Annotated in this window: 14 protein-coding genes and 1 pseudogene; 8 read left to right on the plus strand and 7 right to left on the minus strand. The window is 73.4% G+C overall.

Annotated elements, in window-relative coordinates; genetic code table 11:
- Nucleotides 1-142 precede the first annotated feature (142 nt).
- Nucleotides 143-880 carry an enoyl-CoA hydratase family protein gene (locus tag MTF65_RS29755; RefSeq protein WP_243632102.1) on the plus strand — a complete coding sequence of 246 codons (738 nt, stop codon included), beginning with the start codon at nucleotides 143-145 and terminating at the stop codon, nucleotides 878-880.
- Nucleotides 881-1,077: 197 nt separating this feature from the next.
- Nucleotides 1,078-1,656: pseudogene (locus MTF65_RS29760) on the plus strand (TetR/AcrR family transcriptional regulator); the annotation flags it as partial.
- A 103-nt stretch (nucleotides 1,657-1,759) separates the two neighbouring features.
- On the opposite strand, the gene MTF65_RS29765 reads toward MTF65_RS29760, so the two are convergent.
- Complete coding sequence (locus MTF65_RS29765) at nucleotides 1,760-2,866, minus strand: citrate synthase 2 (RefSeq protein ID WP_243632103.1); 1,107 nt, start codon at nucleotides 2,864-2,866, stop codon at nucleotides 1,760-1,762.
- A 200-nt stretch (nucleotides 2,867-3,066) separates the two neighbouring features.
- On the opposite strand from MTF65_RS29765, the gene pdxH reads away from it, so the two are divergent.
- The 3 genes from pdxH to MTF65_RS29780 all read left to right on the plus strand — a co-directional run bounded on the left by pdxH (nucleotide 3,067) and on the right by MTF65_RS29780 (nucleotide 5,981).
- Nucleotides 3,067-3,729, plus strand: a complete 663-nt coding sequence (gene pdxH / locus MTF65_RS29770) for a pyridoxamine 5'-phosphate oxidase (RefSeq protein WP_243632104.1) — start codon at nucleotides 3,067-3,069, stop codon at nucleotides 3,727-3,729.
- A gap of 343 nt (nucleotides 3,730-4,072) precedes the next feature.
- Entirely contained in the window at nucleotides 4,073-4,531 is a 459-nt protein-coding gene (locus MTF65_RS29775) for a PH domain-containing protein (RefSeq protein WP_243632105.1), read from the plus strand.
- Nucleotides 4,532-4,631: 100 nt separating this feature from the next.
- Entirely contained in the window at nucleotides 4,632-5,981 is a 1,350-nt protein-coding gene (locus MTF65_RS29780) for a PAS domain-containing protein (protein ID WP_243632106.1), read from the plus strand.
- A gap of 159 nt (nucleotides 5,982-6,140) precedes the next feature.
- On the opposite strand, the gene MTF65_RS29785 is transcribed toward MTF65_RS29780, so the two are convergent.
- Complete coding sequence (locus tag MTF65_RS29785; protein WP_243632107.1) at nucleotides 6,141-6,896, minus strand: SIS domain-containing protein; 756 nt, start codon at nucleotides 6,894-6,896, stop codon at nucleotides 6,141-6,143.
- Between the two features lie 209 nt (nucleotides 6,897-7,105).
- Here MTF65_RS29785 and MTF65_RS29790 point away from each other — a divergent pair, with 209 nt between their 5' ends.
- Nucleotides 7,106-7,798 (plus strand): metal-dependent transcriptional regulator, encoded by a 693-nt coding sequence (locus tag MTF65_RS29790; protein ID WP_243632108.1) that lies wholly within the window; start codon nucleotides 7,106-7,108, stop codon nucleotides 7,796-7,798.
- Between the two features lie 315 nt (nucleotides 7,799-8,113).
- On the plus strand, nucleotides 8,114-9,016 hold the full coding sequence (locus MTF65_RS29795) for an alpha/beta fold hydrolase (protein WP_243632109.1): 903 nt from the start codon (nucleotides 8,114-8,116) through the stop codon (nucleotides 9,014-9,016).
- A gap of 81 nt (nucleotides 9,017-9,097) precedes the next feature.
- Here MTF65_RS29795 and MTF65_RS29800 read toward each other — a convergent pair whose 3' ends face one another.
- From MTF65_RS29800 to MTF65_RS29810, 3 genes are all read right to left on the minus strand, one after another.
- Nucleotides 9,098-10,699, minus strand: coding sequence for a transporter (locus tag MTF65_RS29800; protein ID WP_243632110.1), 1,602 nt, complete (start codon nucleotides 10,697-10,699; stop codon nucleotides 9,098-9,100).
- Nucleotides 10,696-11,547: an ABC transporter ATP-binding protein gene (locus MTF65_RS29805; protein WP_243632111.1), complete on the minus strand. Its 852-nt coding sequence runs from the start codon at nucleotides 11,545-11,547 to the stop codon at nucleotides 10,696-10,698. The genes MTF65_RS29800 and MTF65_RS29805 overlap by 4 nt, the downstream gene beginning before the upstream one ends.
- A 105-nt stretch (nucleotides 11,548-11,652) precedes the next feature.
- Nucleotides 11,653-12,333, minus strand: coding sequence for a bifunctional DNA primase/polymerase (locus tag MTF65_RS29810; protein ID WP_243632112.1), 681 nt, complete (start codon nucleotides 12,331-12,333; stop codon nucleotides 11,653-11,655).
- Between the two features lie 221 nt (nucleotides 12,334-12,554).
- Between MTF65_RS29810 and MTF65_RS29815 the strand changes: the two genes are divergently transcribed.
- Nucleotides 12,555-13,937, plus strand: coding sequence for a transcriptional regulator (locus MTF65_RS29815; RefSeq protein ID WP_243632113.1), 1,383 nt, complete (start codon nucleotides 12,555-12,557; stop codon nucleotides 13,935-13,937).
- An 81-nt stretch (nucleotides 13,938-14,018) separates the two neighbouring features.
- On the opposite strand, the gene MTF65_RS30395 is transcribed toward MTF65_RS29815, so the two are convergent.
- Together MTF65_RS30395 and MTF65_RS29825 are read right to left on the minus strand one after the other, a co-directional pair.
- A complete protein-coding gene (locus MTF65_RS30395) occupies nucleotides 14,019-15,068 on the minus strand; it encodes a hypothetical protein (protein WP_279399701.1) in 1,050 nt (349 codons plus the stop codon).
- A gap of 155 nt (nucleotides 15,069-15,223) precedes the next feature.
- The gene (locus MTF65_RS29825; RefSeq protein ID WP_243632114.1) at nucleotides 15,224-15,631 is read right to left on the minus strand and encodes a hypothetical protein; all 408 of its coding nucleotides are present in this window, start codon (nucleotides 15,629-15,631) and stop codon (nucleotides 15,224-15,226) included.
- Between the last annotated feature and the right edge of the window lie 33 nt (nucleotides 15,632-15,664).

A 15,664-nucleotide genomic window follows, 5' to 3' on the forward strand; every position in this document is an offset into this window, starting at 1 on the left:
CCCCCCCCCCCCCCCCCCCCCCCCCCCCCCCCCCCCCCCCCCCCCCCCCCCCCCCCCCCCCCCCCCCCCCCACCCCCGGCACCGGCCCCCCGCATACCCTCCCCCGAGGGGATCCCGCCCGATACACCGCTCCGGAGGAGACATGGCCCCACTCGTGCATGCCGCGCAAGCGCCCGGCGTCACCACCCTCACGCTGGACTCCCCGGCCAACCGCAACGCGCTCTCCGCGGCCCTGGTCAGCGAGCTGCGCGCGGCCCTCGCGGCAGTGGGCGCGGACCCGGCGGTCCGGGCGGCCGTCCTCACCCACACCGGCACCACGTTCTGCGCCGGCGCCGACCTCAAGTCCCCCTGCGACCCCGCCGACTTCCTGGCCCTGCTCCGCGAGATCGCCGAACTCCCCAAGCCGGTCGTCGCCCGCGTCACCGGCCACGTCCGCGCGGGCGGCCTCGGCCTGCTCGGCGCCTGCGACATCGCCGCCGCCGGGCCGCAGTCCTCGTACGCCTTCACCGAGACCCACCTGGGCCTCGCCCCCGCCGTCATCTCCGCGCCACTGCTGCCGCGCCTGGACCCGCGCGCCGCCGCCCGCTACTTCCTGACCGCCGAGGCCTTCGACGCCCCCGAGGCGACCCGGATCGGCCTGCTCACCCTGCACGCCGACGACGTCGACAAGGCCCTCGAACCCGTCCTCGCGGGCCTGCTCAAAGCGGGCCCGCAGGCCCTCGCCACAACCAAACGGCTGGTCACCGCCCCGGTCCGGGCGGCCCTCGCCCAGGACGGCGCCGCCCTCACCCGGCTGTCCGCAGGACTCTTCGCCTCCGACGAGGCCCGCGAGGGCATCACCGCCCGCTTCGAGCGCCGGGACCCGTCATGGGCGCTGTAACCGGCCGCCCCGCCCCGGCCCGGGAACCCGCACCCGCCCCGGCGCCCGCACCCGCACCGGCAGCGGCACCGGCACCCGCACCGGCAGCGGAACCGGCACCGGCACCCGCACCGGCAGCGGCACCGGCACCGGCACCGGAACCCGCCCCGGCCCCGGAACCCGCACCGGAACCCGCACCCACACCCACACCCAAACCGGCACCCGGCCCCAAGCAGGCCCGCAGCCGGGTCACCCGCCACCACCTCCTGGAGGCGGCCGTCTCCTGCCTCGCCGAACAGGGATGGGCCGGCTCCACCGTCGCCGTCGTCGCCGAGCGCGCCGGCGTCTCGCGCGGGGCCGCCCAGTACCACTTCCCGACCCGCGAGGACCTCTTCACCGCCGCCGTCGCCTTCGTCGCCGAGGAACGCTCCGCCGCCCTGCGCGAGCTCACCCACGCAGGCCCCGTCCCGCGCCCGGCGGTCGTCGAGGCCGTGGTCGACCTCTATACCGGCTCCCTCTTCCGCGCCGCCCTGCAACTGTGGGTCGCCGCCTCCAACGAGGACCAACTGCGCCCCCAGGTCACCGAACTGGAGTCCCGCGTCGGCCGCGAGACCCACCGCATCGCCGTGGAACTCCTCGGCGCGGACGAGTCCGTACCCGGCGTACGGGAGACCGTGCAGGGCCTCCTCGACATGGCCCGCGGCCTCGGCCTGGCCAACGTCCTCACCGACGACACGGCCCGCCGCGCCCGCGTGGTCGCACAGTGGTCCCGCATCCTGGACGCCGCCCTGTCCTGAACGCGGGAACGCGGAAACGCGGGAACGCGGGAACGCGAAAGGCGCCGCACCCCGTACGGGATGCGGCGCCAGGACCCACCGGCGGGACCCACCACCGGCAGGGTCAGGCCGTCGCCGCGATGTCGTCGTAGCCCTCGATCGCGCGCGGGTCACGCGCGCCCGGGCCGATGTAGCGGGCCGACGGCCGCACCAGGCGGCCCGTGCGCTTCTGCTCCAGGATGTGCGCCGACCAGCCGGCCGTACGCGCGCACGTGAACATCGAGGTGAACATGTGCGCCGGGACCTCCGCGAAGTCCAGCATGATCGCGGCCCAGAACTCCACGTTCGTCGCGAGCACCCGGTCGGGACGGCGCGCGTGCAGTTCCTCCAGCGCGGCCTTCTCCAACGCGGCGGCCACCTCGTAGCGCGGTGCGTCCAGCTCCTTGGCCGTTCGCCGCAGGACGCGCGCGCGGGGGTCCTCGGCGCGGTACACGCGGTGCCCGAAGCCCATCAGCCGCTCACCCTTGTCCAGGGCCTTCTTCACGTACGCCACGGCGTCGCCGGTGCGCTCGATCTCCTCGATCATGCCGAGGACGCGCGACGGCGCACCGCCGTGCAGCGGCCCGGACATGGCGCCGACGGCACCCGAGAGGGCGGCGGCGACATCCGCACCGGTCGAGGCGATCACCCGGGCCGTGAACGTCGAGGCGTTCATCCCGTGCTCGGCGGCCGAGGTCCAGTACGCGTCGACGGCCTTGACGTGCTTCGGGTCCGGCTCGCCCCGCCAGCGGATCATGAACCGCTCGACGACGGACTCGGCCTTGTCGATCTCCTTCTGCGGCACCATCGGCAGGCCCTGCCCGCGGGCGGACTGGGCGACGTACGACAGCGCCATCACGGCCGCGCGCGCCAGGTCGTCGCGGGCGGTCCGCTCGTCGATGTCGAGCAGCGGTTTCAGGCCCCACACGGGGGCGAGCATGGCGAGCGCGGACTGCACGTCCACACGGATGTCACCGGAGTGGACGGGGATCGGGAACGGCTCGGCGGCGGGCAGGCCCGGGTTGAACGCACCGTCGACCAGCAGGCCCCACACGTTCCCGAAGGACACGTGCCCGACCAGGTCCTCGATGTCCACCCCGCGGTAGCGAAGCGATCCGCCTTCCTTGTCCGGTTCGGCGATCTCCGTTTCGAACGCGACGACCCCTTCGAGCCCGGGTACGAAGTCGGACATCAGGCGGCTCCTCAGATAGTGCGAACACGCGCGGCTCCCGGCGTGATTCGCGGTCCGGCGCGGTCATCCCCGTTGATGCCCGGCACGGCCGTCGGTCACCCCTGCGGGGCCCCACGGACCGGCCCCAAGATTTTGGCGGTTCCGGATGGCGTGCGGAAGCGTGACATACGGCACACCGCCGGGCGGCGCCCTGCGGCAGGATGATCGGCGTGACCCATCAGGACCTTGATCCCGCCCTCATGCGCAAGCAGTACCGCTCGGAAGTCGTCACCGAGGAAAGCCTCGCCGACGACCCCATGCGGCAATTCGCCAGGTGGTTCCAGCAGGCGGCCAACGCGCACGTCTTCGAACCGAACGCGATGGTCGTCTCGACCGCGTCCGCGGAGGGCCGTCCCAGCTCCCGCACGGTGCTGCTGAAGCAGTTCGACGACCGGGGATTCGTCTTCTACACCAACTACGGCTCCCGCAAGGGCCGCGAACTGGCGGAGAACCCGTACATCTCCCTGCTGTTCCCCTGGCACCCCATCTCCCGCCAGGTCATCGTCACCGGCAAGGCCACCCGTACCGGCCGCGACGAGACGGCGGCGTACTTCCGCTCCCGCCCGCACGGCTCCCAGCTGGGCGCCTGGGCCAGCGCCCAGTCGCGGGTGATCGCCTCCCGCGCCGAGCTGGACCGCCGCTACGCGGAGCTGGAGGAGCGCTACCCGGAGGGCGAGCAGGTCCCGGTCCCGCCGGAATGGGGCGGCTACCGCGTCGTCCCGGACGCGGTGGAATTCTGGCAGGGCCACGAAAACCGCCTCCACGACCGCCTGCGCTACGCCCGCGAGGCCGACCAGTGGAAACTGCAGCGCCTCTGCCCGTAGCCGTGCGGCGGTGAACGCCTTTAGCGGGACGGGGAACGCAGGCGACCCGCGGGCTCTGGTTTCTCTCCTGCAGTGAGAGAAGCCGGCCGGACGTACCGGCGAGCCCGCGGGTCGGGTGACTGCTTGGGATTGGCGCCAGGCGATTCCGCCGGGCACCGCACTGGGTGCGTGCGACGACGGGCGCTTAGCCCGCAGCCACCTCACGCGTCCGGTTTCCGTACATTTCGGGAACCACCTCCCTTCTCGTGTAAAGCAGAGCCTAGGAGCCTCCCGTCCGACCCACAAGCAAATATTTCCCGCACCTGCCCACGCCTACAGTGAGCGGCCGGGGAGAGGGGTGGATGTGGCTGAACGAGCGCTACCGCGCGAGTACCGGATCAAGTCGGGGCGGACGACCCGGGCGGTGGGCTTGATGAGCCTCTTCGCGATCGGCGCGCTGACCCAGGTGTGGGACATGAAGTCCGTCCCGGAGTGGGTGAAGCTGCTGGTGAGCGTGTTGATGCCGGCGTTCATCGGTGTGTTCGCCGTCGCCCTACGGCACCGTGCCACCTTCGTGGACCGCGAAGGGATCCGGGTCCGGGGCCTGTTCCGGACGCGTCGGCTGGCGTGGGCGGACGTCCAGGACTTCGAGGCCGAGCACGTCCCGGACGGCGCCAGGGGCGGGTTCATGCCGGAGGTCCTCGCCTACGCCCGCACCGCCGAGGGCCGCCGCGTACTGCTCGTCCACCTCGACGACGTACACGTCACCGTCGGCCGCGAGATCGCCATCCTGCGCGCCGTCGCCAGGGCCACCCAGAACTGATTTATTTCGGGGCGATTCGGGGAACGCGGTGTGGGCTGCGTCACGTTCGAGTTCAATGATCTGACGTGCCGCACACGCGAACACCTGCGGGGGGTGCCAGGTGAGTGCTTTCGGGCGTAGTGAGACCGCCGACGATCTGCTCGCAGCGCTGTTGGACGGGATGGACGCCGCCTTGTGCGCGTTCGACGCCGACGGTGTGATCACCCACTGGAACCGGGAGGCCGAGCGCATCCTGGGCTGGTCCGCCGGCGAGGCGGTGGGGCGGCGGGGGTTCGCCGGGTGGGCCGTACGGGCCGCCGACGCCCACGACGTGGAGGACCGGCTGATGGCCGTCCAGGACGCGCCGGGCCGGCAGGTGCACGAGTTCGCCCTGCTGACCAAGGACGGCGGGCGCGTCCTCGTACGGACCCAGTCCGCCGCGGTGCCCGGCGCGGACGGAAAACCCGCCGGGGTGTACTGCGCGTTCAGCGAGGTGCACGCGCAGATCGACCTGGAGCGGTCCATCGCGCTCAGCGAGGCGCTGATGGACGACGCCTCGGCCCTGAACTGGGGTGTGGTCCTCGTCGATGTGGACCTGCGCCCGGCCGTGGTCAACACCCACGCCGCCCGCGCCTTCGGCAGCGGGCGTACCGCGCTGCTGGGGCGGCCGCTCGGGGAGCTGCTCACCCAGGGTGTGGAGGAACTGGAGGGCGCCCTCCAGCACGTGCTCGCCGAGGGGGCGCCGCCGTCCCCGGTGGAGCTGTGGGTGTCGGTGCGCACCGCGGAGGGGGTGCGGCGGCGGTGCTGGCGGTGCGGGTTCCTGCGGCTGGGCTCGCCGCTGGCCGAGGAGCCGGTGCCGCTCGGCGTCGGGCTGCTGTTCCAGGACGTCACCGAGGCCCGGCAGGCCGAGCTGGACACCGGGCAGCTGCGGTTCCGGGCCAACCAGCTCTACCGCGCGGGGCGGGCCGCCGCCGAGTGCGAGGATCCGGCGGAGGCGGCCGCCGTACGGCTGGACTTCGCGCTCGCGGGGTTCGCGGAGCACGCGCTGGTGGACGTACTCGACGGACTGGCCGGACGGGAGCGGCGGGACGGTCTCGATTCCGCGCGGCCGAGGCTCGTACGGTCGGCCGTGTCGCCGTCCGGGATGACGCTGCTGCTGCCGGGGCCGGGCGCGATCCCCGTACGGTACGGGGCCGGGCACCCGGCGTTCCAGGCGCTGGACCGGGTCGGCCCGGTGCGCACCAGCTCCCCGCGCGGTGAGGCGGACGCGGACTGGGCGCGGGCCCGGCAGTGGCCGGAGGGCGCGGCGCACGCGCTGTGCACGGTGCTGCGCAGCCGGGGTCGGACCCTGGGAGCGCTCACCTTCCTGCGGGGGCCCTCGCGGGCCGCGTTCGAGCGCGCGGACGCCCTGTACGCGGAGGAGGTCGCGGCCCGGGTCGCGGCGGACCTGGACCTGGCCGGCCGCGGCTGACGGGGCTGGCGGGGCTGACGGCCGCGCAGCGGGCTGCCGGCAGCCCGCAGCCCGCACGCCCGCAGACGGCAGCCAGCAAGCCAGCAGCGCGCACGCCCGCAGCCGGCCGTCAGCTCGCCTCAGCCCGCCGGGCGCGGACGCGCGGACCGCGCGGACCCGTCAGTGGCGGTAGAAGATGCGGTCTCCGTACTCCCGCATCACGCGGCCGTTCCACTCGTGGCCGCCGTCCACGTTGCCCGAGCGCAGCAGCGGCGGTTCCACGCCGCGCGCGGCGAGCTCGCCGGCCGCCGCCGCCATCACGGCCTGCATGATCGCGCTGGTCACGACGGTGGAGGCGGGGGCGAACGGCGCGTCGATGCCGTCCAGGCTGAGCTCGGCGTCGCCGACCGCGATCTTGCTGTCGAGGACGATGTCGCAGTGGTCCTTGAGGAAGGTCCCGGAGACGTGCCGCGACTTGGTCTCCGTCGCGTACGCCACCGAGGTGACGCCGATGACCTTGAGGCCGATGGCGCGGGCGTTCATGGCCATCTCGACCGGCAGGGCGTTGCGCCCGGAGAGGGAGATGATCACGAGGACGTCGCCCGCGGCGGCCGGGCTGCTGTCCAGGACCGCCCCGGCGAGGCCGTCCACCCGCTCCAGGGCGCTGCCGAGCGTGGCGGGCATGACGTCGATGCCGACGGTGCCGGGGACGGCGAGGAAGTTCACCAGGGCGAGCCCGCCCGCCCGGTAGACCACGTCCTGGGCGGGCAGCGAGGAGTGGCCGGCGCCGAAGGCGAAAAGCCGGTTTCCGGCCGCCACGGCCTCGGCGATGACGGTGCCCGCCTCGGTCATCCGTTCGGACTCCTCGTCCCGCACCCGCTCCAGCAGGCCGATGGCGGCGTCGAAGAACTGCCCGGCCAGCTTGCTCTCGCTCATACGCCGATGGCCCTTTCCGAGGTGGGATGCGGTGGGGGTGCGCCTGGGTCGTGCCCGTCTCCGCCGCTCACCGTGCGGTCTGGACCAAGGGCGTGTCAATACGGCCGCCGGATGTCCAGGACTGGCCTTGACGCTCGATACGGGACGGTTGTGGGCCCGATGCGTCAGAATTGGGGGCAGGGCCAGCGCACGCAATCCGAGGGGCACGAATGTCCGGACTGATCGATACCACGGAGATGTATCTCCGCACCATCCTGGAGCTGGAAGAAGAAGGTGTGGTCCCCATGCGTGCCCGTATCGCCGAACGGCTCGACCAGAGCGGTCCGACGGTGAGCCAGACGGTGGCGCGCATGGAGCGGGACGGGCTGGTCGGGGTCGCGAGCGACCGGCACCTTGAGCTGACCGACGAGGGCCGGCGGCTGGCGACGCGCGTGATGCGCAAGCACCGGCTCGCCGAGTGCCTGCTCGTCGACGTCATCGGCCTGGAGTGGGAGCAGGTGCACGCCGAGGCCTGCCGCTGGGAGCACGTCATGAGCGAGGCGGTGGAGCGGCGGGTGCTGGAGCTCCTGCGCCACCCGACCGAGTCGCCGTACGGGAACCCGATCCCGGGGCTGGAGGAGCTGGGGGAGAAGGCCGAGGCCGATCCGTTCCTGGAGGACGGCATGGTCAGCCTGAACGAGCTCGACCCGGGCGCCGAGGGCAAGACCGTCGTCGTGCGCCGGATCGGGGAGCCGATCCAGACGGACGCCCAGCTGATGTACACGCTGCGGCGGGCGGGCGTGCAGCCCGGCTCGGTGGTGAGCGTGACCGAGTCCCCGGGCGGGGTCCTGGTCGGCAGTGGCGGCGAGGCCGCCGAGCTGGACGCGGACATCGCCTCCCACGTGTTCGTGGCGAAGCGCTGACCGACAGCTGACCACCGTCCGCTGACCATCCGGCGGCGTACCCGCACAGGCGGCGTGCCCGCACATGTGGACGGCCCCGGCGCCTCACGGCGCCGGGGCCGGTCCTCCCCTGGTGACCTGGAGCCCCGAGCTCTCAAGGTCATCCCCTCGGACCGTCTTCCCCGAGCGGCCCGCCCTCCCTGTTGAAAAGATCCCCTCGGCAGCGGCGGCCAATCCTTGAGGAAGGTCACTCGAAAGAGCGGTGTTGGCGGCGAGAAGGGCGTTTTCGAATACGGGTTCGATAGTCTGGCCGGGAGCGAAGGGGGTGCATCCGCGGTGGTACAGCGCATCGATGTGACAGGGGCCGACGGAGTCCGTCTGGCCGCCTGGGAGTTCCGGGAACCGACCGCGAGTGCCCCGGAAGCCGCCGCCGTCCGCGAGGCGGAACCGGAGCGGCCCGCCGTGCTGTTACTCCACGGCCTGATGGGCCACGCCTTCCACTGGACGGGCACCGCCCGCTGGCTCGCCGAGCGCCACCGTGTCGTGGCCCTCGACCAGCGCGGGCACGGCCAGAGCGACCGCCCGGCGGCCGGTCCGGACCTGCGGACCGCCTTGGGCCGCGAGGCGTTCGTGGCCGACGCGGAGGCCGTCGTCGAGCAGCTCGGCCTCGCCCCCGTGACCCTGATCGGCCACTCCATGGGCGCCCTCACCGCCTGGCAGCTCGCCGCCCGCCGTCCCGACCTGGTGCGGGCCCTGGTGATCTGCGACATGCGGGCCTCCGCCCTCGGTGAGGCCTCGCAGCAGGAATGGGAGGACTGGTTCCACCGCTGGCCGCTGCCCTTCCCCACTCAGGACGCCGCCCGCCGCTGGTTCGGGGAGGACGATCCCCGGGTGGAGCGCCCCGACCCGGGCCGCGGCGCCTTCTTCGCCGATGTCATGCACCAGGCCCAGGACGGCTGGCGCCCGCTCTTCTCCCGCCGCCAGATGCTGACCGCCCGCGAGACCTGGGTCCACGACGCGCACTGGGAGGAGCTCGCGCAGGTCGGCTGCCCGACGCTGGTCGTCCGGGGGCTGGACGGCGAGCTCGGCCGCGCGGAGGCCCAGGAGATGGTCCGGGTCCTCCCGGCGGGCCAGTACGCCGAGATCCCCGACGCCGGGCACTACCTGCACTACGACCAGCCCAGCGCGTGGCGCGCGGCGCTGGAGCCGTTCCTGGACGGGGTCAAGGTGAGCCCCTGAAGCCAAAGAGCCCGCCCCCGGTTTCCCTGGGGCGGGCTCTCTACTGAGCTCCTGCCGCTCCCGCAACGCCTCTCGCGGGCGTCAGCCCTTGCTGACCGCCTGGAGGATCTCCGGCAGCTTCCGCGCCACCGTCGGGGCCGCCAGCCGCAGCCCGGACCAGGCGGCCAGGGCGCCCCAGCAGGCGCCCAGGGGAAGCAGGAGCCACGCGACGGACTCCTTGTCCGTGACATCGGCGTACACCGTCAGCGCGATCACCGGCGCGCTGATCACCGCCGACGCCAGCATGCCGCCGACGATGCCTCCCCAGGCGAGACCGCCCTGGCCCGGCGCCACGTTCTTGAAGGCGCCGTCCGTCGGAATGGAGTACGGGAAGCGGGCCGACGTCAGCGCACCCGTGCACAGCATCGAGCCGAGCAGCGCCAGCGCCAGGCCCGTCGCCGCCGGGAAGTCCACCCAGTTGCCGACGAGCCGGGCCGTGACCAGCGTGATCAGCAGCGTGTACGGGACGGTGACCAGCGCCAGCGCGTACGCCCGGGCGCGCAGCTCCTCGTACGCCTCGCGCGGGGTCGAGATGGTCTGCGCGACCATCCAGAACGCCGAGGTGTCCTGCCCGAACTGGTTGTACATCTGCACGCCGAGCATGCTCGCGCCGAAGCAGGCCAGGTACACCGAGCCCGTGCCCTGGAGGGCGTTGAACACCGGGACGATCAGGCCGATCGCCAGCGCGGTCACCCACGCCGACTTGGTCTTCGGGTCGCGCACCACGTACCGCAGCGTGCGCTGCATCGCGGCGCCCGTGCGGCCGCCCGGCAGCAGGGACCAGAGGCCGGTCCCGGGCGCCCGGTCCTTGCCGGGCTCGGCCGCCGCGATCGTCGAGCCGTCCGGGCTGACCATCAGCTTGGTCAGGCTGCGCTCCCAGAACCACAGGAGCAGGGCCGGCGCCGCCAGCGAGAGCACCAGTTGGGCCGCCGCGATGCCGTACGAGCCCTCGCTCGCCGAGTCCACCATGCCGACGGCGGTCGCGGGCGGCAGCCAGCGCACCACCTCCTCGACGGGTTCCAGCCGCGCCAGACCGCCGTCCTCGAACAGCCGCTGGGTGGCGAAGTTCGCCAGCTGGCCGCCCACCGCGATCAGCAGGCCGCTGAGCAGCGCGAGGTCACGCCCCTTGCGGCTGGTCAGCAGCCGGACGTTCGCCGTGGCCACCGCCCGCGCCAGGGCGACGCAGCCCAGCAGGAGCAGCGGCACGGCCAGGACCGCCGCCACCGCGCCGGCCGCCCCCCGGGCCACCGCTATCGCCGAGCCGGTCGCCAGGCACAGGGTGAACAGCGGGCCGATGCCGACCAGCGAGGAGGCGAGCAGGGCGCGCACCAGCGGGCGCGGGCGCAGCGGCAGCATGACCAGCCGGCTCGGGTCGAGCGTCTCGTCCCCCGACGGGAAGAACAGGGGCATGAACGACCAGCCGAGCGCGAGGACCGCCGCCAGCAGGACAACGACCGTCCCCGCTCGGGCGTTCCCGTGCAGCATGGCCAGGCCGAGCGTGACGAAGAAGCCGACCACCAGCGCGAAGGCGAGCGTGAGCAGGTAGGCGGCCTTGCGCTTCGAGGAGCCCTTCAGCCCGTTCTTCAGCAGCGAGAGCTTGAGGCGGACGAAGACCGGGGTCAGGGACTGGGTCCCGGTGCTCATCGAGCACCCGCCCCGCCGCCGAGCCACTCCAGGGAGGCGCCCGAGTCCCGGCCCTGCGCGCCGACCAGCTGGAGGAAGGCGGCCTGCAACGAGGGCGCGTCGCCCCGTACCTCGGCCAGCGGGCCCGCGGCGCGGATCCGGCCGGCCGCCATGACGGCGACCCAGTCGCACAGCGACTCGACGAGCTCCATCACGTGGGAGGAGAAGACGACCGTGGCGCCGGACGCGGTGTAACGTTCCAGCACCCCGCGGATGGTCTGCGCCGAGACCGGGTCCACACCCTCGAACGGCTCGTCCAGGAAGAGCACTTCGGGGTTGTGCAGCAGCGCGGCCGCCAGGCCGATCTTCTTCCGCATGCCCGTCGAGTAGTCCACGACCAGCTTGTGCTGCGAGCCCGCGAGGTCCAGGACGTCCAGCAGCTGCGTGGCCCGCTTGTCGGTCTCCTCGCCCGGCAGCCCGCGCAACCGCCCCATGTAGCCGAGCAGTTCCCGCCCCGACAGCCGCTCGAAGAGCCGCAGGCCCTCCGGTAGCACGCCGATCCGGGACTTCACCTCGGCCGGGTCCGCCCACACGTCGTGGCCGGCGACGAAGACCCGCCCCATGTCCGGGCGCAGCAGCCCGGTCACCATCGACAGCGTGGTCGTCTTGCCGGCGCCGTTCGGCCCGACGAGCCCGATGAACTGTCCGGCCGGCAGCTCCAGATCGATCCCCGCGACGGCCACCTGCTCGCCGAACCGCTTCCACAGCCCCTCGACCCGCACGGCGGGGGCGGTGGGCGGCGCCGTTCGTGCCCCGCCCGCCCCACCCGTCCCGTCCGTCCAGCCCGCCGCATCACCCTGGTCCGGCATGCGCCTGCCTCTCCCTCAGTCCCCGTAGGTCGTACGGTCGTACGGTCGTACGTTCCTCACGATAGGAGGAGGGAGAGGGGCGGCAGCAGTTACGAATGTCATGAACTACGCCGGCTTGCGGCTCCGCGCCTCCGCCGCGTCGCGCCCGCACGCGTAGGCGAGCCCGTCGACCAGCTCCTCCACATCCGGCAGCCACCGGTTCGCGGCCGTCGGCGCCTGCGCCCACTGGACCGAGCCCCGGCCGCCGAAGCGCGTCGGCGGAGCGGCGACGTACTGCCCCTCGCTGCGCGCGGACAGATCGAGCGAGGACGACGGCCAGCCGAGCTTGCGTACCAGATCCGGCAGTTTCGCCCCGGCGCCCGGCAGGACGAAGAACAGCATCCGGTGGTCGGGCGTGAGGGTGACGGGCCCGACGGTGCGGTTCATCCGGTGCAGCCGCGCCAGCGCCAGGAACCCGGCGGAGTCGGGTACGTCGATCGCGTCGAAGGTCCGGCCGGTCGGCAGCAGGATCGAGGCGTTGGGCTGCTTCCCCCAGATCCGCCGGACCTGCACCGCGCTGCCCGAGGCCAGCCCCTGCCAGTCCTTCACGGCGGGGTGCGCGCCCGGCGCGGGGCAGTCCTCCACCCCGCAGGAACACAGCTCCCGCCCGTCGCCCGGCTCCAGCCAGGTGCCGGCGAAGACATCCCAGTGCCGTTCTTCCGCGTACCGCACGGCATGGTCCAGCAGCTGCTCGCCGCGCTGCTTGGGGATGGGTGCGGTCTCCGTGACTCCGATGGTCTCTTCCACGCTCTTCACAACTCTCGCGGTCACCGGGGGTTACGGGGGTAAACCGGCCGGTGGGCGGTGCATCGATCCTGCACGCGGGGCGCATCGATGCATGGACGGGGGCGCGTGGGAGGACGGGGCGCCGGGCGTGGGTAGCGACACGACGCAGAGGGGAAGATTCTCCGCACATCAGGCGGGAAGTGATCATTCCAACGATCACCCGCGGCCAGCAGGGGGTTTTCATGGCAGCCAGGCCTCTCGTCGCCCGCCAGCCGAACGAACGGCTGCAGGCGCTGATTCAGGAAGCCGGGTGCTCCAACGCCGGGCTCGCTCGGCGCGTGAACATGTGCGGGGCCGAGCACGGCCTCGATCTCCGCTACGACAAGACCTCCGTGGCCCGCTGGCTGCGCGGCCAGCAGCCGCGCGGCCGGGCACCGGGCATCATCGCCGAGGCCCTCGGGCGCAAACTCGGCCGGACCGTCACCATCGACGAGATCGGCATGGCCAACGGCAAGAACCTCGCCTCCGGCGTCGGCCTGCAGTTCTCCCCGACCGTCATCGGTGCCATCGAGCAGGTCAGCGAGCTGTGGCGCAGCGACGTGGGACGGCGCGACTTCCTGACCGGGTCGAGCGTGGCCTCGTCCGCGCTCGTCGAGCCGAGCCGCGACTGGCTGATCACCGGGGCCGACGCGCAGGTGGCGCGCAGCGGGGGCGCGCGCGTCGGGATGTCCGACGTGGAGGCCGTCATGGCCACCACCGAGGCGCTCAAGGACCTCGACCACCGGTTCGGCAGCGGGCACGTCCGGCCCGTCGTCGTGCACTACCTCAACTCCGTGGTGTCCGGGCTGATCGGCGGCTCGTACCGGGAACCGGTGGGGCGGGCGCTGTTCGCGGCGGTGGCCCGGCTGACGGAGCTGGCCGGCTACATGGCCGTGGACACGGGCCAGCCGGGGCTGGCGCAGCGGTACTACATCCAGGCGTTGCGGCTCGCGCAGGCGGCGGGGGACCGGGCGTACGGGGGGTACGTGCTGGCGGCGTCCATGAGCCACCTCGCGGCGGAACTGGGCAACCCCCGGGAGATCGCGCAGCTGGCGCGGGCCGCGCAGGAGGGGACGCGGGGGCAGGTCACGCCGAGAGTGGAGGCCATGTACTACGCCGCCGAGGCGCGGGGGCACGCGTTGCTGGGGGACACCCGGGCGACGGCCGTGCTGTCGGGGCGGGCGGTGACGGCGCTGGAGCGGGCGGAGCCGGAGTCGGGGGACGACCCGGTGTGGATCCGGCACTTCGACCAGGCGTACCTGGCCGATGAGCTGGCGCACTGCCATCGGGACCTGGGGCAGGCGGAGGCGGCGGCCACGCGCGCGCAGGAGGCGCTGCGGGGGCTGCCGGAGACGAAGGCGCGGCGGCGGGCGATCGGGCTGCTGCTGCTGGCGACGGCGCTGGTGCAGCAGCGGGAGGTGGAGCAGGCGTGCCAGACGGCGACGCGGGCGGCGGAGCTGCTGGGGTCACTGCGCTCGCGGCGGGGGGCGGAGTACCTGGACGACTTCCGCACCCGGCTGGAGCCGTACCGGGAGGAGGCGGCGGTACGGGAGTTCGGGGCGCGGCTGGAGGTGTCGGCGGCGTAGCCGGGTTCCCCCCGGCGGCCCGGTGGGGCGCGGGAGCGCCCGGGTGCGGTCGGCACCCGGGCGCCCTTCCGCGGCTGTCCGTCAGTTCCTGCTCGGTTCGGTGCCGTGCGACATGTCGCCCTTGAACGGGACGTTCTGCTCGCGGCGCAAGGGGGCCACCGGGGTCTGGTCGACCCAGCCCACCAGCGTGTTGGGCGTGAAGTTGGTCCCGTTGACCGCGATTTGCAGCTGGTAGACCCGGCCGGTGGTGGTCAGGATCTTGATGTACGCGAACGCTCCCTGGGCCTCGATCGAGATGCCGCAGGGGAACCCCGTGGCGGCTCTGTTGGGGTAGCCGGTGATGCCGGAGAGGTTCTGCCAGACCACCGCGGCGCCGGTGTTCGGGGCGCGGCCGCCGTAGGCGCTGTTGTTCCTGAGGGCGGCGCTGAAGGACTCGCTGTTGGAGGGCGAGTAGCTGTCGATGTCGATACAGGGGCCGGTGGCGCCGGCCGCCCCTGGTGTGCCGGTGGCGCCTGGTGTGCCGGTGGCGCCCGGGGCGCCCGTTGCGCCGGGAGCGCCCGTGGCGCCCCGAGCACCGGTCTCGCCCGCCGGACCCGTGTCGCCCTGCGGTCCCGTGTCGCCGGGTGCGCCGGTCTTGCCCGCAGGTCCCGTGTTGCCCCGTGGCCCGGTGTCGCCCTGCGGGCCTGTGTCGCCGGGTGCGCCGGTGGCGCCCGGAGTGCCCGCCGCACCTGGGGTGCCTTTGGCGCCCGGAGCGCCGGTCTCGCCCGCCGGTCCCGTTTCGCCCTGCGGTCCCTGAAGGCCCTCGGGGCCCTCGGGGCCGGTGTCGCCCTTGTGGCCGCGAGGGCCCCGCGGGCCCCGGCACGCGTCCTGGCCGCCGGCCGGATCGGCCTTCGGCTTCGGCTTCGGCCGAGTCTTGGAGGTCTTGCAGGGGGCCCCGATGCCGCCGGCCGGGTTCGCCGTGGCCGTCTCGACTGCCTTCGCCTGGGCGGCCGCCGGCACCGCCGCCACGGCAGGGGAGGCGATCCCCACCAGTACCAGGGCGATGGAGGCGAGGGTTCCGCCGGTGAGCCGGCGGGCGGAACGTCTGGGTAGCGGGCCCAGGGTGGATCTGGTCCTGTCCTCAGGACGCATGTGCCGCTCCTTGGGAAAATCCGATCGGCTGATGACCGTAATGTCTAGTTATTCGTAGTCATCCTGCGGACCGCACCCGTCCGGGCCTCCGCCGCCTCGCCCGACTCTCAGCGTTTCGGCCCAACGCGGGCGCCCACTCGGGTGAGGTACGCGTTCTACGCGTACCAGGGTTCGACCTCCGGGTCGTCCCACGAGCGGGAGCGCAGGCAGTCGACGAGTACGTAGCCCCACCGGCCGAAGCGGTCGCGCCAGTAGGCCGGCCACTGCTCGTTGCGGTGGTCGCTGCCGGGCGGCCTCCAGGGACATGGCCAGGTCGAACCGGCGGCCGTCCAGACGAAGGGGGCGGGACAGGTCCTGGCCGAGGAAGCGGTCCGGCGGAATGCGCAGGGGCGGACTCGGTGACCCGGCTCCCGTCCACGCCGAGGTTCGTTTCCGCGCCGAGCCGGTGCGCGACGGCCAGCCAGGAACACCAGCGGCAGGACGCGCTCGGCGGACCGCGCGGAGCCGTCCTGCTGACCTTCGTAGAACCGCGCGCCGTATGCGTCGCCGCGGGGCATGGACATCCGCGCCACCTCGGGACTCACCGCCGCCATTCG

It is taken from the genome of Streptomyces sp. APSN-46.1 (assembly GCF_022815725.1).
GTDB lineage: Bacteria > Actinomycetota > Actinomycetes > Streptomycetales > Streptomycetaceae > Streptomyces.